Origin of the sequence: Tranquillimonas alkanivorans, from assembly GCF_900115595.1 — a bacterium.
GTDB lineage: Bacteria > Pseudomonadota > Alphaproteobacteria > Rhodobacterales > Rhodobacteraceae > Tranquillimonas > Tranquillimonas alkanivorans.
Genome location: NZ_FOXA01000002.1, coordinates 182,558 through 202,904 on the forward strand (window position 1 = coordinate 182,558; position 20,347 = coordinate 202,904).

Genomic DNA, 20,347 nt, shown 5'->3' on the forward strand with positions numbered 1-20,347 from the left:
GGCCTCCACCTCCCGCGCGCCCTTTCCCTTCTCGCGCGGCTTCGCTAGACCGTGCCGCGACCCTGCAGAGGACCGATGCGATGCCGATGGAAAAGACCTTCAACGCCGCCGAGGCCGAACCGCGGATTTACGCCGAGTGGGAGAAGGCCGACGCCTTCGCCGCAGGCGCCAACGCCGCGCCGGGGGCCGAGACCTTCTGCATCATGCTGCCGCCGCCCAACGTGACGGGCTTCCTGCACGCGGGGCACGCCTTCAACCACACGCTGATGGACATCCTGGTGCGCTGGCACCGGATGCGCGGGCACGACACGCTCTGGCAGCCCGGCCTCGACCACGCGGGCATCGCGACGCAGCTGGTGGTCGAGCGCGAGCTGGCCAGGACGCAGCAGCCCGGCCGGCGCGAGTTGGGGCGCGAGAAGTTCCTCGAGAAGGTGCACGAGTGGAAGGAACGCTCGGGCGGCATGATCGTCCAGCAGGACAAGCGGCTGGGAGCGTCGATGGACTGGAGCCGCGAGGCCTTCACCATGGACGGCCAGTTCCACGACGCCGTGATCCGCGTCTTCGTCGACATGTACGACAAGGGCATGATCTATCGCGGCAAGCGGCTGGTGAACTGGGACCCGCATTTCGAGACCGCGATTTCGGATCTCGAGGTCGAGCAGGTCGAGGTCGACGGCCACATGTGGCGCCTGCGCTATCAGCTCGAGAACGGCGAGACGTTCGAGTACGTCGAAAAGGACGAGGACGGCAACGAGACGCTGCGCGAGACGCGCGACTACATCACCGTCGCCACCACCCGGCCCGAGACCATGCTGGGCGACACCGGCGTCGCCGTGCATCCTGACGACGCGCGCTATGCCCACCTGATCGGCAAGACGGTGCGCCTGCCGCTCGTCGGCCGCTCGATCCCCATCGTCGCCGACAGCTACGCGGACCCGACCAAGGGCACCGGCGCGGTGAAGATCACGCCCGCGCACGACTTCAACGACTGGGAGGTCGGCAAGCGCGCCGAGCTGCGCGCGATCAACGTGATGAACCCCGACGCCTCGATGTGGCTGAAGGACAACCCGGCCTTCGCCGAGGGCTGCGACGCCAAGGCGCTCGCGAACGTGGTTCAGATGCTCGACGGGGTGGACCGGTACGAGGCGCGCGATGCGATCGTGACCGCGGCGCGCGACGACGGCTGGCTCGACGGGATCGACACCGACCGCCATGCGGTCCCGCACGGCGATCGCTCGAAAGTGGCGATCGAGCCGTACCTTACGGATCAGTGGTTCGTGGACACCGCCAAGATCGTCGGCCCCGCGCTCGACGCCGTGCGCAACGGCGAGACCAAGATCATCCCCGAGAGCGGCGAGAAGGTGTATTACCACTGGCTCGAGAACATCGAGCCCTGGTGCATCTCGCGCCAGTTGTGGTGGGGCCACCGCATCCCCGTCTGGTACGGCCCGACGCTGACCGACGGCGCCATCGACGCCGACGCCGGCTGGACCGCGTTCTGCGCCCCGACCCAGGACGAGGCCTTCGCGAAGATGGCCGAGTACTACGGCCACGAGGATCTCAAGGTCGTCACCGACCAGCGCGAGGCCGAGGAACTGCTGATCGCCGCCATCGGAGAAGTGCGTGACGAAGGCGCGATCCGTACGCCCGAGGCGCCGACGGCGCTGCCGGTCTACCGCGATCCTGACGTGCTCGACACCTGGTTCTCCTCCGGTCTCTGGCCCATCGGCACTCTGGGCTGGCCGCAGCCGAACGAGGCGTACGAGAAATACTTCCCCACTGACGTTCTGGTGACCGGGCAGGACATCCTGTTCTTCTGGGTCGCCCGGATGATGATGATGCAATACGCGGTGGTGGGGCAGAAGCCGTTCCACACCGTCTATCTTCACGGCCTCGTCCGGGACGAGAAGGGCGTGAAGATGTCCAAGGTTCTGGGCAACGTCATCGACCCGATCGAGCTGATCGAGGAGTACGGCGCGGATGCGCTGCGCTTCGCCAACTGCGCGATGGCGGCCCTGGGCGGGACGCTCAAGCTTTCCCGCGACAACATCAAGGGCTACCGCAACTTCGGCACGAAGCTCTGGAACGCCTTCCGCTTCGCCGAGATGAACGGCGTGTTCGAGGGGCGCACCGGCAGCGCAACCATTCCCGCGCCGCAGGCAACCGTGAACAAGTGGATCGTGGGCGAGACGGCGAAGGTCCGCGAAGAGGTCGACGCCGCACTCGAAGCCTATCGCTTCAACGATGCGGCGAGCGCGCTCTACGGCTTCGTCTGGGGCGTGGTCTGCGACTGGTATCTCGAGCTGGCCAAGCCGCTCTTCAACTCGGACGACGAAGCGGCGATCGCCGAGACGCGCGAGACGATGGCATGGGTGCTGGACCAGTGCCTGATCCTGATGCACCCGATCATGCCCTTCATCACCGAGGAATTGTGGGGCCAGACGGCGACGCGCAACAAGATGCTCGTCCACGCCGAATGGCCGACCTATACCGCCAGGGACCTGGTGGATGCCGGCGCGGATGCCGAGATGAACTGGGTCATCGGCATGATCGAGGCGGTCCGCTCGGTCCGGGGCGAGATGAATGTCCCCGCGGGCATGAAGGTGCCGCTGCTGCAACTGGAACTCGACGATGCCGGGCGCAACGCCTTCGCCCGCAACGAGTCGCTGATCCTGCGGCTCGCCCGCATCGACAGCGTGACCGAGGCCGAGAGCGCGCCGAAGGGCGCGGCGACGATCCCAGTCACCGGGGGCACCTTCGCCCTGCCGCTCGCCGATATCATCGACGTCGGGGCCGAGAAGGCGCGGCTTGAAAAGCAGCTCCAGAAGCTCGGGAAAGAACTCGGCGGGCTCAAGGGCCGTCTGTCGAACCCCAAGTTCGTCGAGAGCGCGCCCGAGGAGGTGGTCGAGGAGACGCGCGAGCTGGCCCGCGACAAGGAGGCCGAGGAGGTGCGCCTGAAGGCGGCGCTGGAGCGGCTGGCCGAGGTCGGCTAGGCCGGGGCCGCCCGCCGCGCATAGAGTTTGACGCCGGGCCCCGACGTCAGGCCGTGCGCGGCGACGGACGCGGCGATGACGAAGCTCGTCGCGTGCCACGGCAGGCCTTCGCCCGTCTTCTCCTGCGCCAGCAGCGCGTAGTAGAGGGCAGCGACGCCCACGGGTCCGAACCAGCCCAGGAACAGATCGTCCCGCCGCTGTAAGCCTCCGCCAAGGAACGGCGTGCAGGCCGCCACGGCAAGCGGACGACGCAGGAGCAATACGGCCACCGCGAACAGCGCCAGGCGCGGAACGTCTGCGCTCCAGGCGGCGAGCGGCAGCATCGCGCCCAGCAGCACGAAAATCGGCAGGTTCAGCAGTTTCGAGATCGCCTCCTGCACCTGCTGCTCCTCGAGATCCTCTTGCCGGTCGATGCCGACGTTGAAGGCGGCGCCGGCCGCAAAGGCGGCCAGAATGCCGTCGGACCCGATCAGATGCGCCCCGGCGAGCACCATCAGCGACATGGCCACCGACATGCCGAGGAGCGAGTGCTTTTCCACCCACTGCGCCTTGTCTGCCCGGTGCAGAAGCCAGGCGCCCGCCGAGCCCACGGCGACGCCGATGGCGACGGCCAGCAGGATGCCCACGGCCAGCACGTCCCACAGCCACCGCGACCACGCCGCGTCCGACGCCGTCATCAGCAGGATTGGCAGCATCACGATCAGGTAGCCCAGCCCATCGTTGGCCCCGGACTCCAGAGACAGCGTCGAGCGTAGATAGTCGGGCAGCATCCGCTCGGCCGCGTTGCCGGTCACGATGGACGAGGCCACCACCGGGTCGGTCGGTGTGACGATCGCGCCCAGCAAAAGCGCCATCAGCGGCGCCACGCCCAGGACCGCCCAAGCGACGGCCGAGGACACCGCCCACATTGCCACCATGCCCAGCGTCAGCAGGATGCCCACGGGCCGCGCAAGGCGCGTGAAGTTCTGCGGCGGCGTCCGGATGCCAACGCCAAAGACCGAGATGGCGAGCGTGAAGCGCGCCGCCTCTTTTAGGATCGGCTCGGGCGACGTCCATCCGTGAGTGTTGAGCCAGTTCAGGCCGAACGGCCCCGCTGCAACCCCTGCGGCCAAGGCTATGAGGGGCGCCGAAAGGGGAGTGTTCTGAAGTTTCGATGACACCAGGCCCGTCGCCACGACGATGAGCCCACACAATGCGATGGCCAGGTTCAGTTGCTCCATGTTCCTTGAAGGCGGGGCCTTGCGGGCGGGTTCCTGCTCTTGCTGTCGGCGGGGTTATGCGGTGAATTGCGCGCATGACCGGACCTCGCTTCACCCCGCTCGTCGCTTCGCTTCCCGCCACCGTGCCCTTCGTCGGCCCCGAGGCGCAGGAACGCGCCCGCGGCCGTCCGTTCCGCGCCCGCATCGGCGCGAACGAAAGCGTGTTCGGGCCCTCGCCCAAGGCGGTGAAGGCGATGGAGGCCGAGGCGGCGGAGATCTGGAAGTACGGCGACTCCACCAGCCACGACCTGCGCCACGCGCTGGCCGACCACCACGGCGTCCCGGTCGAGGCGGTGCTGGTGGGCGAGGGGATCGACGGGCTGCTGGGCTACACGGTGCGGCTGTTGGTGGGGCAGGGCGACGCGGTGGTGACCTCGGACGGGGCGTACCCGACCTTCAACTACCACGTCGCGGGCTTCGGCGGCATGCTGCACAAGGTGCCCTATCGCGACGACCGCGAGGACCCGGCGGCGCTGCTGGCGAAGGCGGCGGAGGTTGACGCGAAGATCGTCTACTTCTCGAACCCCGACAACCCGATGGGCACCTGGCACGATGCGGGCGTGGTGTCGGACATGATCGCGCGGGTGCCGGACGGCACGCTGCTGGTGCTGGACGAAGCGTATGTCGAGTTCGCGCCCGAGGGCGTGGCTCCGCCGCTCGACGTGACGAACCCGAATGTCCTGCGCATGCGCACCTTCTCGAAGGCTTACGGCATGGCCGGCGCGCGCGTCGGTTATGTCATCGGCCACCCTGAGGTGGTCGCGATGTTCGAGCGTATCCGCAACCACTTCGGCATGAACCGGGCGGCGCAGGCGGGGGCGCTGGCGGCGCTGCAGGACGACGTGTGGCTAGCCGACGTGCGGGCGCAGGTGGCGCAGTCGCGCACGCGCATCGCGCAGATCGCGGCGTCGAACAGGCTGAAGGCACTGCCGTCGGCCACGAACTTCGTCGCGGTGGATTGCGGGCGGGACGGGGCCTTCGCGCGGAAGGTGCTGCAGGCGCTGGTGGCGCGGGATGTCTTCGTGCGGATGCCCTTCGTCGCGCCCGAGGATCGCTGCATCCGGATCAGCTGCGGCACGCCCGCCGACATGGAGGTGCTGGCGCAGGAACTGCCGCGTGCGCTGGAAGACGCCAAGGGCGGTCAGTGACGGAAACCAATTCTTCATCGGCTTCGTTGACCGTACAGTCCAGGAACACGGATCGAGGTTCGAGAGCCATGCCCATCTTCCCGACGTCCCTCTGCGCCGCCTATGTCGCCGTCCTGTCGCTGCTGGTGATGATCTGGTCCGTCGCGGGGTTGCTGCCCGTGGTGGCCGTCGCCGCCGCCGCCGAGCTTGTCGTGCGATATGTCGAGATCAACCGCCAGCGCCTGCGCGTGACGGTGCGCGACCACAACGACGAGCGCTGATCGCGCCCGCACGAAGTCGTGCGAGACAGGCGCGCCGCGTGCGGTAAACTGAAGCCGGTCACGTATTGGAGGCCGCCATGGTCGAGGACTATACCAATGCCTTCCTCGTGTGGGCGTGCATCCTTCTCTTCTGCGGTCTGTTCGCCATCTGGGTGAAGTTCGGCCTGTTCGCGGCGCTTGCCACAGGCTTCGTCGCCGACCGCTGCATCGGGCGGCCGGCGACGGACCGGCGTTAGCCGCCGGCGCAGACCTCGGCCGCGGCGTCCAGCGCGCCGGGGCCATGCGGCACGCCCACCGCCTTGAGCGACGCCTGAATCGAGCCGAGCGCGCCCAGCACCATATGCGCATTTACGTGGCCCATGTGCGCGATGCGGAAGAAGTTGTGCCACTCGGGCGAACTCTTCTCTGCCATGCCCAGCCCGATGCCCAGCGTCAGGCCCGCGTTGTCCATCACCCAGCGACGGATCTCGGTGCCCTGCGGGCCGCCGACCCGCACCGCTGTCACGGCATGGCTGCGCTTGGCCGGGTCCGCGATGTTCAGCTCCAGCGGACCGTCTGCGCCCCAGGCCTCGAACGCCGCCCAGACGGCGCGGGCCAGCGTGGCGTGGCGGTCCCATACGTTCTCCAGCCCCTCCTCGAAGATCATGTCGAGCGACTCGCGCAGGCCGAACAGGTGGTGCGTGGGCGCGGTGCCGCCGAAGAACTGGTAGAACTCCGCCGGCTCGGCCCGCGGCTGCCAGTCCCAGTAGAAAGTGGCAAGGTCGGCGGTTTCGCGCGCCTGCGCCGCCTTCTTGTTGAACCACACGAAGCTCAGCCCCGGCGGGGTCATCAGCCCCTTTTGCGAGGCCGCAACCGTCACGTCCACGCCCCAGGCGTCCATCTCGAAGCGGTCGCAGGCCAGGCAGGCGATGCAGTCGACCATGAGCAGGGCCGGGTGCCCGGCGTCATCCAGCACGCGGCGCAGGCCGGGAATGTCGTTTCGCACGCTCGACGCCGTGTCGGTCTGCACCGTGAGCACCGCCTTGAAGCGGTGGGCGGCGTCGCCCTTCAGCGCCTCGGCCACGCGGTCCAGGTCGGCGTCGGCGCGCTTGCCGAAATCGATGACCTCGACCTCGAGACCCAGCCGGCGCGCCACCTCGCTCCACCCCAGCGCGAAGCGCCCGGTGGCCAGCACGAGCACGGCGTCGCCGCGCGACATGGTGTTCGACAGCGCCGCCTCCCACGCGCCGTGGCCGTTGGCGATGTAGATGGCGCAGTCGCCCTCGGTCCGGGCCACGCGCTTGAGGTCCGCCTGGATGGTCGGCGCCATCTCCAGCAGCGACCCTTCGTAGATGTTGGGCGAGGCGCGGTGCATCGCCCGCAGCACGCGGTCGGGCACGACCGAAGGTCCGGGGATGGCGAGGTATTCGCGACCTGCGGCGAGGCTCATGGGCTTGGCTCCGAAAGACGTGGCGACGCCAATCCGTTACGCGCGCAGGAAAGGTGCGTCAATCCGGCCAAGCTTGTGTGCCCGGGGCCTGGCGGCTACATGGGCGGGACGCGGATCATGGACGGACGGCAATGCACTCGGGCATCGCGCAGCGGGCGAAACAGATGTGGCGGCGGGCCAGCCGCCCGGAGGGTGCCGAGATCGCGACGCCCGAAGGACGCCGCGCGGCGCTCAGGCATTTCCATCTGTTCGACCACGCCTTCCTGCGGGTGCTGTGGAGCAACCAGGCGCAGGTCGCTCCGGGGGTCTACCGTTCGAACCAGCCGGACCCGCGGCGCGTGGCGCGCTATGCCGACATGGGCATCCGCACCATCATCTCGCTGCGCGGGCGGTCGCGGCGCAGCTATACCCTGCTCGAAGAGGAGGCCTGCGCGCGCCACGACATCGCGCTGGTCACCCGGCAGATCGGCGGCAAGCGCCTGTCCGAGAAGGACCGGCTGCTGGATCTTCTCGACGCGTTCCGCGAGGTCGAGAAGCCGTTCCTGATCCACTGCAAGTCGGGCGCCGACCGCGCGGGCTTCGCCGCGGCGCTGTACCTGCTGGCCGAGGAGGGGGCGAGCGTGGGCGAGGCCCGGCGGCAATTGCACTGGCGCCACTTCCACTGGCGCAACTCGGTCTACGGCATCCTCGACCACGCGCTCGACGCCTACGAAGCCGACAGTCGCGCGACGCCGATGGGCATCCGCGACTGGATCGAGACCCGCTATGACCCCGAGCGGCTGACGGCGGAGTGGAAGGCGCAGACCGGCCGATGACGCGCGAGCGTGACCTCATCGCCTGGATCTGGCGCGGCTACCTGCGGGGGCACTGGCTCAAGGTGTCGGCGGCGCTGGGGCTGATGGCGCTCGAAGGCGGGATGCTGGGGCTTCTGAGCTACATGGTGAAGCCCATGTTCGACCAGGTTTTCGTCGCCGGAGACCGCTCGGCCGTGGTCTGGGTGGCCTTCGGCGTGGCCGGTGTCTTTGGCATCCGTGCGCTGGCGGGGTTCGGGCACCGGGTTCTGATGGCGGTGGTCGGGCGGCGCATCTCAGCGCAGATGCAAAGCAACCTTCTGCGCCACATGCTGACGCTCGACGCGTCGTACTTCCGCGACAACTCGCCCGGTACGCTGATCGAACGGGTGCGGGGCGACACGCGGGTGGTTTCCTCGATCTGGTCGGCGGTGCTGGGCGCGGCGGGGCGCGACACGGTGGCGCTGGTTTCGCTTCTGGCCGTGGCGCTGTCGGTGGACTGGCTGTGGACGCTGATCGCGGTGGCCGGTGCGCCGCTTCTGATGCTGCCAATCGCGATGCTGCAGCGGCTGGTGCGGCGCACCACACGCGCCGCGCGCAGCGCCGCCGCCGTGATCTCGACCCGGCTGGACGAGACGTTCCACGGCATCAACACCATCAAGCTCAACGGAATAGAAGAGCATGACCGCAGCCGCTTCGACGCCGTGCTCGACCGTTTCGTCGGGGCCGAGCTGCGTGCGGCGGCGGGGCAAGCGGGCATTCCCGCGCTGATCGACGTGGTGGCGGCGATCGGGTTCTTCGGCGTGCTGGTCTATGGCGGCTTCCAGATCATCGATGGCGAGAAGTCGGTGGGCGAGTTCATGTCCTTCTTCACCGCCATGGCGCTGGTCTTCGAACCGCTGCGCCGGCTGGGCAACGTGTCGGGCACATGGCAGGTCGCCGCGGCCAGCCTCGAGCGGTTGCACGGCGTGTTCGAGGAACGGCCGACCATCCTGTCGCCCGCCAGGCCCCGCGCCGTGAAGGCCGAGGACGCGGACGTGGTGTTCGAGGAGGTGAGCTTCTCCTACGATCGCGACCCGGTGCTCAGCGGCCTGAGCTTCACCGCGCGGGCGGGCGAGACGACGGCGCTGGTCGGCCCCTCGGGCGCGGGCAAGAGCACCGTCTTCGCGCTGATCACCCGCCTGATCGAGCCACAGTCGGGCCGCGTCGCGCTGGGCGAGACGGGGGTCGAGGAGGTCGACCTAGAGGCGCTGCGCGACCGGATCTCGGTCGTCAGCCAGGAGACGCTCCTGTTCGACGACACCATCCGCGAGAACATCCTTCTGGGCCGCACCGACGTCGACGACGAGACGCTGCGCGAGGTGATTGAGGCGGCGCATGTGGCCGACTTCCTGGACGGCCTGCCACGCGGGCTCGACACGCCGGCGGGGCCGCGCGGCGCGAACCTGTCGGGCGGACAGCGCCAGAGGGTGGCCATAGCGCGCGCGCTCTTGCGCGACACGCCGATCCTGCTGCTGGACGAGGCGACCTCTGCGCTGGACGCCGCGTCCGAGGCGGCGGTCCAAGAGGCGCTCGAACGGCTGAGCCAGGGGCGCACGACGCTGGTCATCGCGCACCGGCTGTCGACCATCCAGGACGCCGACCGCATTGTCGTGATGGAGCGCGGCCGGGTGGTGGACCAGGGCCGGCACGAGGAACTTCTGGCGCGGGGCGGGCTTTACGCCGATCTCCACCGGCTGCAATTTGCCGGCAGCTGACCGAAGGGAGCACACGATGACGACCGACCGCAGGGTGATTGCCGTGACGGGCAATGAGGCGCGCGAGCTTCTCCAGGACCTCGTGACCAACGACGTGAACCGGGTGTCCGAGGGGCTGGTCTATTGCGCGCTGCTGACGCCGCAGGGCAAGTACCTGGCCGACTTCTTCCTGTTCGAGCGCGACGGCACGCTGATGCTGGACGTGGCCGAGCCGATGGCGGGCGACCTGCTGCAACGGCTGCGCATGTACAAGCTGCGCCGCGACGTTGCGTTCGAGGAGACCGACCTGAAGGTGCGCCGCGGCACCGGCGAGGCGCCCGAGGGTGCGCTGGTCGACCCGCGCCACCCGGCGATGGGCTGGCGGCTTTACGGCGCCGAGGGCGGCGACGACGGCACCGACTTCGACGCCATCCGGGTCGAGCATTGCATCCCCGAGGCCGGGACCGAACTGATCGCCAACGACACCTTCATCCTCGAGGCCGGATTCGACCGGCTGCACGGCGTGGACTTCCGCAAGGGCTGCTATGTCGGGCAGGAGGTGACGGCGCGCATGAAGCACAAGACCGAACTCAGGAAAGGGTTCGCCACGGTCGAGGTCGAGGGCGAGGCGCCGGTGGGCACCGACATCACGGCTGGCGGCAAGGCCGCGGGCACGCTTTACACGCAGGCCGGGGGCAGGGGGATCGCCTATCTGCGCTTCGACCGCGCGACGGGCGACATGCAGGCGGGCGAGGCGCGGGTCGCCTTCAACGGGGCGGGATGAACCAACCGCCCGCTTGCGGCGTTGCCCCCGCAGCGAAACAGGCGGGTTGGTGTCATGCGCGATCTACTCGAGATACGGGAGCAGCAGGCTGAACACTCGGCCGCCGGCCGTCCGCTGCCCGCCGGAGTTCCCTGGCTGAACGAGGCGCGGCGACTGATGCTGGACGACGGACGCGTCGGGCTGCACTCGGGGCGCGCCGCGCTCCGCCTGCTTTCCAAGGTCAACCACCGCGTCCCCCTCGGGGTGCCGTGGTGCGGCCTGTTTGTCGGGCACTGCCTGCGCGCCGCGGTTCCCGCGGTCGACATCCCGACGCACCACGCCCGCGCCCGGCCCTGGAAGGCCTGGGGCGAGGACGCCGATCCGCAGATCGGCGCCGTCATGGTGTTCTGGCATTACTGGCAGGGCAGCCCGTTCGGGCACGTCGCGTTCTACTGGGCAGAGGACGAGGACGCCTTCCACGTGCTCGGCGGCAACCAGCGCGACCACATCACCATTCAGCGCTACCCGAAGGACCGGCTGGTGACAGTCCGCTGGCCCGAAGGGCTGGCCCGGACGGGACGGCGGCGGTATGCGCCGCCCGAGGCGGCCGAACCCTTCGGCTGACGGGTCAGGCGCGCTCGGAGTATTCCATCGTTTCGGTGTTCACCACTATGTCTTCGTCCTGCCCGACGAAGGGCGGAACCATGATGCGCACGCCGTTGTCCAGCACGGCGGGCTTGAACGAGTTGGCGGCGGTTTGGCCCTTAACCACCGGCTCGGTCTCGACGACCGTGCAGGTGACCTTCTGGGGCAGCGTGGCGTTCAGCGCCTCGGACTCGTAATACTCGATCTGGATGGTCATGCCGTCCTGCAGGAAGGGCCGACGCTCGCCCAGGATCTCGGCGGGCAGTTCGATCTGCTCAAACGTCTCGTTGTCCATGAAGACAAGCATGCCGTCGGTCTCGTACAGGAACTGCTGATCCTTCTGTTCCAGGCGCACGCGCTCGACCTTGTCGGCGCTGCGGAAACGTTCATTCAGTTTGGAACCGTTGCGGAGATTCCGCATTTCCACCTGAGCGAACGCCCCTCCCTTACCCGGTTTGACGTGGTCCACTTTCACGGCGACCCACAGCCCGCCGTTGTGCTCGAGCACGTTACCGGGGCGGATCTCGTTTCCGTTTATCTTGGGCATTGGCGAAACCTTGGCGAGAGGTTGATGGAAAATTGGCGGCACCTATATCTGGGCATCGGAGCGCTGACAAGGCGGCCGGTCTAGCTTGCCGCGGGGCCGAGATATGCGCCAAGCGCATGCCTGCCATTCCGAATGAGAGAACCAGAATCGGGGGCGATCCGTCATAAGGAGCGGCACGCCCGAAAAACGCAAGAGCAAGAACACGAGGACGACGAGATGTCTGAATTCGTTGACGGCACCGCTTTCAACCACGAGCAAGGCAACCGCGCACGCAAGCTGTTTGCCGCCGTGGTCCTCGCGGCGCTCGACGACGCCATCGCCGACGACAAGAAGTACGGCAATGGTCCCGAACAAATCGCCCGCTGGGCACGCTCGCGCGATGGCCGCGAGGTGCTGAGCTGTGCCGGTATCGACCCGAACGAACGCGTCGTTCAGGGTCTCATGGAATTCGTTTCGAAAGGTGTGCGCACCTCTGTCGCGCTGTCGCGCGAAGAGAGCGAGCGCCGCAACGCCGCTCAAGCCGAAGCGGCCTGACCTCTCGACGTTCCGACTGACGACGCGCCCTCCGGGGCGCGTCTTCTTTTTCGGCGGCAGGGCCGGTGTGCCGTGAAAGCGGACCGGTTGTGGTCTGGGCGGTGCCTGGACCGTGAGAGGCCCCCGCTTGCGCGGGGGTGACAGGCGGCGGTTAAGGCCGAGGCCAGCCGCGCTTCACCCGCCGTGTCCTCCGATGTCATCCCCGCACCAGCGGGGATCTCGTGCCGCCAGCGCGACGCACCAGGCACCCGCTCTTGCGGCGAAAGGCTCCCGCGCCCTCCCGCCCCTCACATCGACCGGTCGAACTTCGTCGACAGGTGGATCAGGCTCTCCGACGACTTCACGCCGGTTATCGTGCCGATCCGGTCGAGCACGCTGTCGAGATCCTGCGTCGTCTCGGCGGCGACCTGCAGGATCAGGTCGAAGCGCCCCGTCGTCGTGTGCGCGACCTCGACCTCGGGCATGGCCTTGAGACGTTGCAGAACGCCCGGCGTCGTGCGCGGCTCGACCTGCAAGAGCACCGTGGCGCGGATGCGCCTGAGTGTCATTTCCTGCCCCAGCTTCACCGTGTAGCCGGCGATCACGCCGGAGCGCTCCAGCCGCTCGATCCGCGCCTGGACGGTTGAGCGTGCGACCTTGAAGCGCCGCGACAGGCGCGAGGTCGAGGTCGAACTGTCCGCCGATAAGGCGGCCAGGATCTTCTGGTCCAGCTCGTCGAGTTCCGCCATCGCGCCCTGCGTTCCGTTGTGCCTTGGCAACGTCGTTAATGTGTATGCATATACCGTTATTCTGCCCACGAAATCGCACAATTCAACCCTTTTCATCGGTGAAGTTCGCGATCATATCCCGCACACTTTCTTCAGGAGCAAAGGGCGGCAGACGAACCGTACCTGGCCTGGTTTGGTGACACGCGTAAGCGTCTCCCGACCCGTAAAGCCGGGGCAAGAGGTGGCTGCGCCTTGTTGACTGGAGGCAAGTCGATGGGGCTTTCAAAGACGATCTGGGCGAAACCGTCCGAATTCCTCGCCAAGGAGCAGCCGGAGAATCCGGTGCTGTTCTTCTCGCCCGCCGTTCTGCAGGCGACCGCGCACCGGTTCCTGGCCGGTTTTCCCGGGCTCGTCACGTATGCCGTGAAGTCGAACCCGGACGAGATGGTGATCGCCAACCTCGACGCCGCCGGCATCCGTGGCTACGACGTCGCCTCGATCCACGAGATCGACCTGATCCGGCGCGTCGCGCCGGGTGCATCCATGCACTACAACAACCCCGTTCGCACCCGCCGCGAGATCACCGATGCGGTCGAGAAGGGCGTGCGCTCGTTCTCGGTCGACAGCCGCTCCGAGCTGGCCAAGCTGGCCGGCATCGTGCCGCCGGGCGCCGAGATCTCGGTGCGCTTCAAGCTGCCGGTGCAGGGCGCCGCCTATAACTTCGGCGCGAAGTTCGGCGCGACCGCCGAGCTGGCGACCGAGCTTCTGGCCGAGGCCGACCGCCTGGGCTACGCGCCCTCGCTGACCTTCCACCCGGGCACCCAATGCACCGACCCGCTGGCGTGGGATGCCTATATCCGCACGGCGGCGCAGATCACCCGCGATGCGGGCGTGCGCCTGCAGCGGCTCAACGTCGGCGGCGGCTTCCCCTCGCACCGGCTGAACCAGATCGCGCCGGAGCTGGAATCGATCTTCGCGCTCATCGACCGCGTGACCGGCGAAGCGTTCGGCGCCGACCGCCCCGCGCTGGTCTGCGAGCCGGGCCGGGGACTGGTGGCGGAAAGCTTTACGCTGGCCACCCGCGTCCGCGCCATCCGCGACGACGCGCACGTGTTTCTCAACGACGGGGTCTACGGCGGCCTCGCCGAGCTGCCTCTGATCGGCATCATCGATCGCACCGAGGTGCGCGACGAAGACGGTGCCCGCCGCGCCGGCGCGGGGCGGGACCGCATCGTGTTCGGCCCGACCTGCGACAGCGTTGACCGCCTGCCGGGCGAACTGGCGCTGCCGTCGGACATGGAGGAGGGCGACTTTGTCCTGTTCCACGGGCTCGGTGCCTATTCGACGGCCACGGTGACGCGGTTCAACGGCTTCGGACTGCTCGACATCGCGACGGTGATGTCGCTGACCGACTGACGTCGTCCGGGCGGGGCTGGACTTGGCCCCGCTCGCCGTTATCGTGCCCCCGGACAGCCACATGTGCAGGGAGGGCGGCATGGAAAAGTTCGGCAAGTCGCAGCCGGTCAAACGGGTCGAGGACGCGCGCCTCCTGACGGGGCACGGTCGCTACGTGGACGACATCGCGCCGAAGGGGGCGCTGCACGCCGTCTTCTTCCGCGCGCCGGTTTCGCATGCCGACATCACTACGCTGAACGTCGACGACGCGCGCGAGGCCGAGGGCGTGCACTGCATCCTCACCGCAGCAGACATCGAGGAGATGGGTGCGCGGCTGGGCATGTCCTTCACCACCGTGAAGAACATTGATGGCAGTGATGGCGCGCGGCCCGAGCGTCCTTTCCTGGCCCGCGACCGCGTGCGCTTCGTCGGCGAGCCGATCGCGGTCGTCGTGGCCGAGACGCTGGCGCAGGCCAAGGATGCCGCCGAGTTGATCGAGTTCGACGTCGATGAGCGCGACGCCCACATCGACCCGGTGCCCGGCGGCGCAGCCCTCCACGACGAGGCACCCGACAACGTCGCCTTCGATTTCGGCATGGGCGACGAGGAGGCGGCCGAGGCCGCGTTCGCAAAGGCCGCGCGTACCGTGAAGCTGCGGATCGAGGACAACCGGATCATCGTCAACTCGATGGAGCCGCGCGGCGCCTTTGCCGAGTGGGAGGACGGCCGCCTGCACGTCTGCTTCGGCGGGCAAGGGGTCTGGGGCCTCAAGGGCGACCTGAGCAAGATCTTCAAGCTTGACCCCGACAACGTGCGCGTCACGAACCCCGACGTGGGCGGCGGCTTCGGCATGAAGGGCTTCGCTTATCCCGAGTACTTCGCCATCGCCGCCGCCGCCATGAAGCTGGGCCGCCCGGTGCGTTGGATGTCGGACCGGACCGAGGCGATGCTCACCGACAACGGCGGCCGCGACCTGGTCAGCGAGGCCGAACTGGCCTTCGACGAGAACCTGAAGATCACCGCCTACCGAATCGACTCGGTCTGCAACCTCGGAGCGTACTGCTCGAACTTCGCGCAGCAGATCCAGACGAACCTGTTCTCGAGAGTGCTGATGGGCACCTACGACGTGCAGACCACGTGGATGCGCTGCAAGGGTATCTTCACCAACACCGCCCCCGTCGACGCCTATCGCGGCGCCGGCCGGCCCGAGGCGATCTATGCGCTTGAACGCATCGTGGACTATGCTGCGCGCGAACTTGGCGTCGACCCGTGGGAGTTGCGCCGCCGCAACTTCATTTCCGCCGACCACTTCCCGTACAAGACCGCCACGGGCGAAACCTATGACGTCGGCGACTTCGCGCGCGTGCTGAAGCGGGCCGAGGAGTTCTCCGACCGCCAGGGCTTTGCGCAGCGCAAGGCCGACTCGGAAAAACGTGGTAAGCTCAGGGGCATGGGCCTGTGCTATTACATTGAGTCGATCTTGGGCGACCCGTCAGAGGGCGCGACGGTCGAATTCAACGAGAATGGCACCGCCGCCATCTATGTCGGCACCCAATCGAACGGGCAGGGGCACGAAACCGTCTTCGCCCAGTTCCTGAGCGACCAGACCGGGATCCCCGCCGACAGAATCACCGTCGTGCAGGGCGACAGCGACCGTATCGCCTCTGGCGGGGGCACGGGCGGCTCGCGTTCGGTCACCGTGCAGACCAACGCCACGCTCGCTACGGTCGCGACGATGGTGAATGGCTTCTCCGAGCTTCTGGCCGAGGATTTGGGCGTCGACGCTGCCGATGTCGACTTCGATGACGAACGCTTCCGCGTGCGCAACCGAAACGAAAGCCCCACAATGCTCGAGATGGCCGAAATGGCGCGCGCCAAGGGGCGCGAGGATCTTCTGCGGGTTCATGAAACCGCCAAGCTTCCGGGGCGTTCCTTTCCCAATGGTGCTCATGTTGCAGAAGTCGAAATCGATCCGGAGACCGGCGTGCTGAGCGTCGAGAAGTACACCGTGGTCGACGACTTCGGAAACCTCATCAACCCGATGCTGGCCGAGGGTCAGGTGCATGGCGGGATCGCCCAGGGCATCGGCCAGGCCGTGACCGAACGCACGGTTTACGACCCGGAAGGCCAGCTTCTGACGGCGACCTTCATGGATTATGCGATGCCGCGCGCGCACGACATGCCGCTCATCGCGTTCGCGACAGAACCCGTGCCCTCGACCGCGAACCCGATGGGCATGAAGGGCTGCGGCGAGGCCGGCACCGTCGGTGCGCTCGCCGCCGTGGCGAACGCCGCGCTCGATGCGGTGTGGGATCGCGGGATCAGGCAGGCGGACATGCCGTTCACGCCGAACCGGGTGTGGGCGATGCTTAAGGAGGCGAAACCGGAGAGGATTGCGGCCGAGTAACCGCATATGGACCTGGTTGAACAAGGTTCGCCGGGTCGAGCAGACGCCGCGACGCAAGCGGCGGGGGCCGGTCGATCATATCGTGATCCTCGACGGCACGATGTCGGAACTCACGCCCGGGCGCGAAACCAACGCCGGCCTCACTTACCGACTGCTGAGCGAGATGGCCCCCTGCGCGGGCCTCTCGCTGCGCTACGAGGCCGGCATCCAGTGGCGCAGTTGGTCCGCGACTCGCGACGTGATCGAAGGGCGCGGCATCAACCGCCAGATCCAGCGGGCCTATGGCGCGCTTGCCTCGCGCTATCGCCCCGGCGACCGCATCTTTCTCTTCGGCTATTCTCGCGGCGCCTATGCCGTACGCTCGCTGGCGGGCGTCATCGACCGCGTCGGGCTGGTCCGCCCCGAGCACGCAACCGTCCGCACGATCGAGCAGGCCTATCGCCACTACCGGTATTCCCCGAACAGCGACACGGCCGAGGCCTTCCGCCGCTTGCATTGCCACGACGACGAGGTGCGGATCGAGGTGATCGGCGTCTGGGACACGGTCAAGGCGCTGGGGCTGCGCGCGCCGGTCGTCTGGCGCTATACCGAGCCGGCGCATGACTTCCATGGTCACGATCTGACGCGGGTGACCCGCAACGGCTTCCACGCGCTCGCCACAGACGAGACGCGCGATGCCTACGCCCCGGTGCTTTGGACGACGCCGCCGGACTTCGACGGACGGCTCGAGCAGATGTGGTTCCCCGGCACCCATGGCGACGTGGGCGGGCAGATCGAGGACGTGGCGGCGGCGCGGCCCCTGGCCAACGTGTCGCTCCGCTGGATGTTGGGCCGGGCCGAGGAATGCGGCCTGACCCTGCCCCACAGGTGGGAGCGCCGCTTCCCGGCGGACCCCGACGCGCCGTCGATCGGCACGATGCATGGCTGGGGCAAGTGCTTCATTGCGCGGCACCCACGCGTCATCGGCGCCGACCCGTCCGAGGTGATGCACCCGGCCGCCCGACGGCCCGCACGCTCCCGCCGCCCGATCCGCGACCGGCTGTTCGGCCCGGTCGAACCCGAGCTGCCGGGCCCGCCTAGCGCGGCGTCATGACCAGGCAGGTGCTCGTCCCGGTGGCATAAAGCTTGCCGTCCTCCCGGCCCCGAATCTCGCCGGCGACCACGGCCGTGCTGCGGCCGGCGTGCGAGACGGTGGCCTCGGCCAGGACCTCCATCCCCATCGGCAGGGCGCGGGTGAGGTTCACCTTGTATTCAAGCGTCGTGTAGTACGAGCCCCTGGGCAGCGTCGTCATCACCGCGCAGCCGAAGGCGCTGTCCAGAACGGTGCCGTACCAACCTCCATGCACGCCGCCCATCGGGTTGAGGTGCCGGGTGTCCGGCGTGCCGCGAAACACCACGCGCTTCGGCTCGACGGACTTGAGCGCGAAGTTCATCACGCCGGCGATCACCGGACCGCTGACGCGCCCTTCGAGCATGGCGTGCATGAACTCGAGCCCCGACATCGAAAGCATCTGTTCCCGCGTGGCGAGTTCGTCGGGCGTCTGGGCGATCTTCATGGGGAAGGGGCTCCGTCTGCTGGCATCGCGCCTGTGTAGGGAGCGCCGTGCAGGCGTGCAACCAGAGGCGGCTGCTGCGCCGGGGGGGGCGGGCTCCGCCCCGAAGGCAGCGCCCGCCCATGGGGGGCGGGCGGATGCTGCCCAAGCCGCTGGCCCGGGCGTGGGGGGGGAGAGGCGACGAGATACGCTCGCCGTGTCCTGCCGGCATGGCTGGGCGCAGGCCGGCCCGGGCCGAGACGGTCGGTGCGACCTCACCTCCCCGACAACAGGACGCCGCTTCCGCTCAGGCCACCTTCTCCAGCACCGCCTCCGGCACCACGCCGAGCGCGTGACAAACCGTGCGCGTCAGGTGCGGCTTGTTGAGCGTGTAGAAGTGAAGGTCCTCGACCCCGCCGTCGAGCAGCTCGCTGCACAGCTCGCTGCACAGGGCCGTCGCCAGCAACTCCGTGCGGTCGTCGCGTTCGGCCTTTGTGAACGCCTCGTCGACCCAGGCCGGAATGCGCGCGCCGCAGGTCTCGGCGAACTTGCGCACGCCCTTCCAGTTCTCGACCGGCAGGATGCCGGGGATGATCGGCACGTCGATGCCGGCCTTCTCGCAGGCGTCGCGAAAACGGAAGAAGGTCTCGGCCTCGAAGAAGAATTGCGTGATGGCCGAGGTCGCGCCGGCATCCACCTTGCGCTTCAGCCACTCGACGTCCGCACCGTCGTGGGCCGCGTCCGGGTGCGGGTCGGGATAGGCGCCCACGCGGATGTGGAAGTCGCCGGTCTCGGCCAGCGCCGAGATCAGTTCGTACGAGTCGGCGAAGCCGTCGGGGTGAGCGCGAAATGGCCCCTTGCCCTTCGGCGGGTCGCCGCGCAGCGCGACCAGTTCGGTCACTCCGGCCTCGGCATAGCGCTTGGCGATCGCCAGCGTTTCGTCCCGCGTGGCCTCGACACAGGTGAGGTGGGCGGCGACGTTCAGGCCATAGTTCTTGCCGATGGTGGTGACGGCGTCGTGTGTCAGATCGCGGGTCGTCCCGCCGGCGCCGTAGGTCACCGAGACGAAGGTCGGGTCGAGCGGCGCGAGGTGGCGCACCGTGTCCCACAGCCGGAACGACGCGTCGAGCGACTGCGGCGGGAAGAATTCGAACGAAACGTTGGGGCGGGGCATGACGGAGATCCTGTCCTGAAGTTGCCCCCTTGTCCCATTCCGGGCGGTGTGAGACAAATTCATAATACTCATCACCTTCATGAGCCCTCCCTCACATGCACATCGAATTCCGTCATCTGCGGACCATCAAGGCCATCCACGAAGCCGGCGGACTGGCCCGCGCGGCGGACCAACTGCACATCACGCAGTCCGCCCTCAGCCATCAGGTGAAGGGGCTCGAGGACCAGGCGGGGGTCGAGCTGTTCGTGCGCCGCTCCAAGCCGCTCAAGCTGTCGGCGGCGGGGATGAAGCTGCTGCGCGCGGCCGAGCGAATCCTGCCCGAGATCGAGGCGCTGGAGCACGAGTTCGCGGGCCTCCAGTCCGGCAAGTCCGGCCGCCTGCACATCGCCATCGAGTGCCACGCCTGCTTCGAGTGGCTGTTCCCGGTGCTCGAGAAGTTCCGCCACGCCTGGCCGGACGTGGACGTGGACATCCGCCCCGGCCTCGCCTTCGGCGCGCTGCCTGCGCTCCAGCGCGAGGAGGTGGACCTGGTGGTGTCGTCGGACCCGGAAACGCTCGACGGGGTCGATTTCACGCCGCTTTTCGACTACGAGCCGGTCTTCGTCGCCGCGGCCCAGCACCCGCTGGCGCAGAAGCCCTTCGTCGAGGCCGAGGACTTCCGCGGCGAGACGCTGATCACCTACCCGGTCGAGCGCCAGAGGCTCGACGTCTTCAGCCAGCTCCTGATCCCGGCCAAGGTCGAGCCGCGCGCCGTGCGGCAGGTGGAGCTGACGGCGGTGATCCTGCTGCTGGTCGCGTCCAATCGCGGCGTGGCGGTGCTGCCGGACTGGGTGGTGCGGGAGGTGAAGTATCACTCCGACTACGTCACGCGGCCGATCACCGAGGGCGGGCTGACCCGCCGCCTCTATGCCGCCACCCGCAGCGACGAGACGACGCGCCCCTTCATGTCGCACCTTCTGCGGCTGGCGCGCACCGAGCCGCTGAAGCTGCAACGCGCCTAGTCCGGGCGGGCGGTCCCTTGAGTCAG

General features: G+C 68.2%; 19 protein-coding genes. 13 read left to right on the top strand and 6 right to left on the bottom strand.

Features of this window, described 5'->3' with window-relative positions; translation table 11 throughout:
- Window positions 1-80 precede the first annotated feature (80 nt).
- Window positions 81-2,993 carry a valine--tRNA ligase gene (locus BM162_RS04445; RefSeq protein WP_093418292.1) on the top strand — a complete coding sequence of 971 codons (2,913 nt, stop codon included), beginning with the start codon at window positions 81-83 and terminating at the stop codon, window positions 2,991-2,993.
- On the opposite strand, the gene BM162_RS04450 is transcribed toward BM162_RS04445, so the two are convergent.
- A complete protein-coding gene (locus tag BM162_RS04450; RefSeq protein WP_093418295.1) occupies window positions 2,990-4,213 on the bottom strand; it encodes a cation:proton antiporter in 1,224 nt (407 codons plus the stop codon). The genes BM162_RS04445 and BM162_RS04450 overlap by 4 nt on opposite strands.
- 74 nt (window positions 4,214-4,287) lie before the next feature.
- Between BM162_RS04450 and BM162_RS04455 the strand changes: the two genes are divergently transcribed.
- The 3 genes from BM162_RS04455 to BM162_RS22695 all read left to right on the top strand — a co-directional run bounded on the left by BM162_RS04455 (window position 4,288) and on the right by BM162_RS22695 (window position 5,896).
- Window positions 4,288-5,400, top strand: coding sequence for a pyridoxal phosphate-dependent aminotransferase (locus BM162_RS04455; protein WP_093418297.1), 1,113 nt, complete (start codon window positions 4,288-4,290; stop codon window positions 5,398-5,400).
- 68 nt (window positions 5,401-5,468) lie between these two features.
- Entirely contained in the window at window positions 5,469-5,660 is a 192-nt protein-coding gene (locus tag BM162_RS04460) for a hypothetical protein (RefSeq protein ID WP_093418300.1), read from the top strand.
- Window positions 5,661-5,737: 77 nt separating this feature from the next.
- Window positions 5,738-5,896 carry a hypothetical protein gene (locus BM162_RS22695; RefSeq protein WP_177215054.1) on the top strand — a complete coding sequence of 53 codons (159 nt, stop codon included), beginning with the start codon at window positions 5,738-5,740 and terminating at the stop codon, window positions 5,894-5,896.
- Here the strand turns inward: BM162_RS22695 and BM162_RS04465 are convergent.
- Window positions 5,893-7,089, bottom strand: coding sequence for a pyridoxal-phosphate-dependent aminotransferase family protein (locus BM162_RS04465; protein WP_093418302.1), 1,197 nt, complete (start codon window positions 7,087-7,089; stop codon window positions 5,893-5,895). The genes BM162_RS22695 and BM162_RS04465 overlap by 4 nt on opposite strands.
- Window positions 7,090-7,220: 131 nt before the next feature.
- On the opposite strand from BM162_RS04465, the gene BM162_RS04470 reads away from it, so the two are divergent.
- Genes BM162_RS04470 through BM162_RS04485 form a run of 4 tightly spaced genes read left to right on the top strand, consistent with a single transcriptional unit; the run spans window position 7,221 to window position 11,003 of the window.
- Window positions 7,221-7,904: a phosphatase domain-containing protein gene (locus tag BM162_RS04470; protein ID WP_093418304.1), complete on the top strand. Its 684-nt coding sequence runs from the start codon at window positions 7,221-7,223 to the stop codon at window positions 7,902-7,904.
- On the top strand, window positions 7,901-9,637 hold the full coding sequence (locus tag BM162_RS04475) for an ABC transporter ATP-binding protein (protein ID WP_093418670.1): 1,737 nt from the start codon (window positions 7,901-7,903) through the stop codon (window positions 9,635-9,637). Before BM162_RS04470 ends, BM162_RS04475 begins: the two co-directional genes overlap by 4 nt.
- Window positions 9,638-9,653: 16 nt before the next feature.
- A complete protein-coding gene (gene ygfZ / locus BM162_RS04480; protein WP_093418307.1) occupies window positions 9,654-10,400 on the top strand; it encodes a CAF17-like 4Fe-4S cluster assembly/insertion protein YgfZ in 747 nt (248 codons plus the stop codon).
- Between the two features lie 54 nt (window positions 10,401-10,454).
- A complete protein-coding gene (locus BM162_RS04485) occupies window positions 10,455-11,003 on the top strand; it encodes a C40 family peptidase (RefSeq protein WP_093418311.1) in 549 nt (182 codons plus the stop codon).
- A 4-nt stretch (window positions 11,004-11,007) separates the two neighbouring features.
- On the opposite strand, the gene efp is transcribed toward BM162_RS04485, so the two are convergent.
- On the bottom strand, window positions 11,008-11,571 hold the full coding sequence (gene efp, locus BM162_RS04490) for an elongation factor P (protein WP_093418313.1): 564 nt from the start codon (window positions 11,569-11,571) through the stop codon (window positions 11,008-11,010).
- A gap of 216 nt (window positions 11,572-11,787) precedes the next feature.
- Here efp and BM162_RS04495 point away from each other — a divergent pair, with 216 nt between their 5' ends.
- Window positions 11,788-12,105, top strand: a complete 318-nt coding sequence (locus BM162_RS04495; RefSeq protein WP_093418316.1) for a DUF6280 family protein — start codon at window positions 11,788-11,790, stop codon at window positions 12,103-12,105.
- A gap of 287 nt (window positions 12,106-12,392) precedes the next feature.
- Here BM162_RS04495 and BM162_RS04500 read toward each other — a convergent pair whose 3' ends face one another.
- The gene (locus tag BM162_RS04500; protein ID WP_093418318.1) at window positions 12,393-12,833 is read right to left on the bottom strand and encodes an Lrp/AsnC family transcriptional regulator; all 441 of its coding nucleotides are present in this window, start codon (window positions 12,831-12,833) and stop codon (window positions 12,393-12,395) included.
- A 252-nt stretch (window positions 12,834-13,085) separates the two neighbouring features.
- Here BM162_RS04500 and BM162_RS04505 point away from each other — a divergent pair, with 252 nt between their 5' ends.
- The 3 genes from BM162_RS04505 (at window position 13,086) to BM162_RS04515 (ending at window position 17,707) form a co-directional block, all read left to right on the top strand.
- Window positions 13,086-14,228: a type III PLP-dependent enzyme gene (locus BM162_RS04505; RefSeq protein ID WP_093418321.1), complete on the top strand. Its 1,143-nt coding sequence runs from the start codon at window positions 13,086-13,088 to the stop codon at window positions 14,226-14,228.
- A gap of 79 nt (window positions 14,229-14,307) precedes the next feature.
- Window positions 14,308-16,614 carry a xanthine dehydrogenase family protein molybdopterin-binding subunit gene (locus BM162_RS04510; RefSeq protein WP_093418324.1) on the top strand — a complete coding sequence of 769 codons (2,307 nt, stop codon included), beginning with the start codon at window positions 14,308-14,310 and terminating at the stop codon, window positions 16,612-16,614.
- 16 nt (window positions 16,615-16,630) lie between these two features.
- Complete coding sequence (locus BM162_RS04515; protein ID WP_245759167.1) at window positions 16,631-17,707, top strand: T6SS phospholipase effector Tle1-like catalytic domain-containing protein; 1,077 nt, start codon at window positions 16,631-16,633, stop codon at window positions 17,705-17,707.
- On the opposite strand, the gene BM162_RS04520 is transcribed toward BM162_RS04515, so the two are convergent.
- Both BM162_RS04520 and metF read right to left on the bottom strand, forming a co-directional pair.
- Window positions 17,691-18,170 carry a PaaI family thioesterase gene (locus BM162_RS04520; protein WP_093418327.1) on the bottom strand — a complete coding sequence of 160 codons (480 nt, stop codon included), beginning with the start codon at window positions 18,168-18,170 and terminating at the stop codon, window positions 17,691-17,693. The genes BM162_RS04515 and BM162_RS04520 overlap by 17 nt on opposite strands.
- 283 nt (window positions 18,171-18,453) lie before the next feature.
- Window positions 18,454-19,320, bottom strand: coding sequence for a methylenetetrahydrofolate reductase [NAD(P)H] (metF, locus tag BM162_RS04525; protein WP_093418328.1), 867 nt, complete (start codon window positions 19,318-19,320; stop codon window positions 18,454-18,456).
- Window positions 19,321-19,415: 95 nt separating this feature from the next.
- On the opposite strand from metF, the gene BM162_RS04530 reads away from it, so the two are divergent.
- A complete protein-coding gene (locus tag BM162_RS04530) occupies window positions 19,416-20,321 on the top strand; it encodes a LysR family transcriptional regulator (protein WP_093418330.1) in 906 nt (301 codons plus the stop codon).
- Window positions 20,322-20,347: the final 26 nt, after the last annotated feature.

Coding starts and splice junctions, on each gene's coding strand:
- BM162_RS04445 (WP_093418292.1), top strand. CDS start 81: ATGCCGATGGAAAAGACCTTCAACGCCGCCGAGGCCGAACCGCGGATT.
- BM162_RS04450 (WP_093418295.1), bottom strand. CDS start 4,213: ATGGAGCAACTGAACCTGGCCATCGCATTGTGTGGGCTCATCGTCGTG.
- BM162_RS04455 (WP_093418297.1), top strand. CDS start 4,288: ATGACCGGACCTCGCTTCACCCCGCTCGTCGCTTCGCTTCCCGCCACC.
- BM162_RS04460 (WP_093418300.1), top strand. CDS start 5,469: ATGCCCATCTTCCCGACGTCCCTCTGCGCCGCCTATGTCGCCGTCCTG.
- BM162_RS22695 (WP_177215054.1), top strand. CDS start 5,738: ATGGTCGAGGACTATACCAATGCCTTCCTCGTGTGGGCGTGCATCCTT.
- BM162_RS04465 (WP_093418302.1), bottom strand. CDS start 7,089: ATGAGCCTCGCCGCAGGTCGCGAATACCTCGCCATCCCCGGACCTTCG.
- BM162_RS04470 (WP_093418304.1), top strand. CDS start 7,221: ATGCACTCGGGCATCGCGCAGCGGGCGAAACAGATGTGGCGGCGGGCC.
- BM162_RS04475 (WP_093418670.1), top strand. CDS start 7,901: ATGACGCGCGAGCGTGACCTCATCGCCTGGATCTGGCGCGGCTACCTG.
- ygfZ (WP_093418307.1), top strand. CDS start 9,654: ATGACGACCGACCGCAGGGTGATTGCCGTGACGGGCAATGAGGCGCGC.
- BM162_RS04485 (WP_093418311.1), top strand. CDS start 10,455: ATGCGCGATCTACTCGAGATACGGGAGCAGCAGGCTGAACACTCGGCC.
- efp (WP_093418313.1), bottom strand. CDS start 11,571: ATGCCCAAGATAAACGGAAACGAGATCCGCCCCGGTAACGTGCTCGAG.
- BM162_RS04495 (WP_093418316.1), top strand. CDS start 11,788: ATGTCTGAATTCGTTGACGGCACCGCTTTCAACCACGAGCAAGGCAAC.
- BM162_RS04500 (WP_093418318.1), bottom strand. CDS start 12,833: ATGGCGGAACTCGACGAGCTGGACCAGAAGATCCTGGCCGCCTTATCG.
- BM162_RS04505 (WP_093418321.1), top strand. CDS start 13,086: ATGGGGCTTTCAAAGACGATCTGGGCGAAACCGTCCGAATTCCTCGCC.
- BM162_RS04510 (WP_093418324.1), top strand. CDS start 14,308: ATGGAAAAGTTCGGCAAGTCGCAGCCGGTCAAACGGGTCGAGGACGCG.
- BM162_RS04520 (WP_093418327.1), bottom strand. CDS start 18,170: ATGAAGATCGCCCAGACGCCCGACGAACTCGCCACGCGGGAACAGATG.
- metF (WP_093418328.1), bottom strand. CDS start 19,320: ATGCCCCGCCCCAACGTTTCGTTCGAATTCTTCCCGCCGCAGTCGCTC.
- BM162_RS04530 (WP_093418330.1), top strand. CDS start 19,416: ATGCACATCGAATTCCGTCATCTGCGGACCATCAAGGCCATCCACGAA.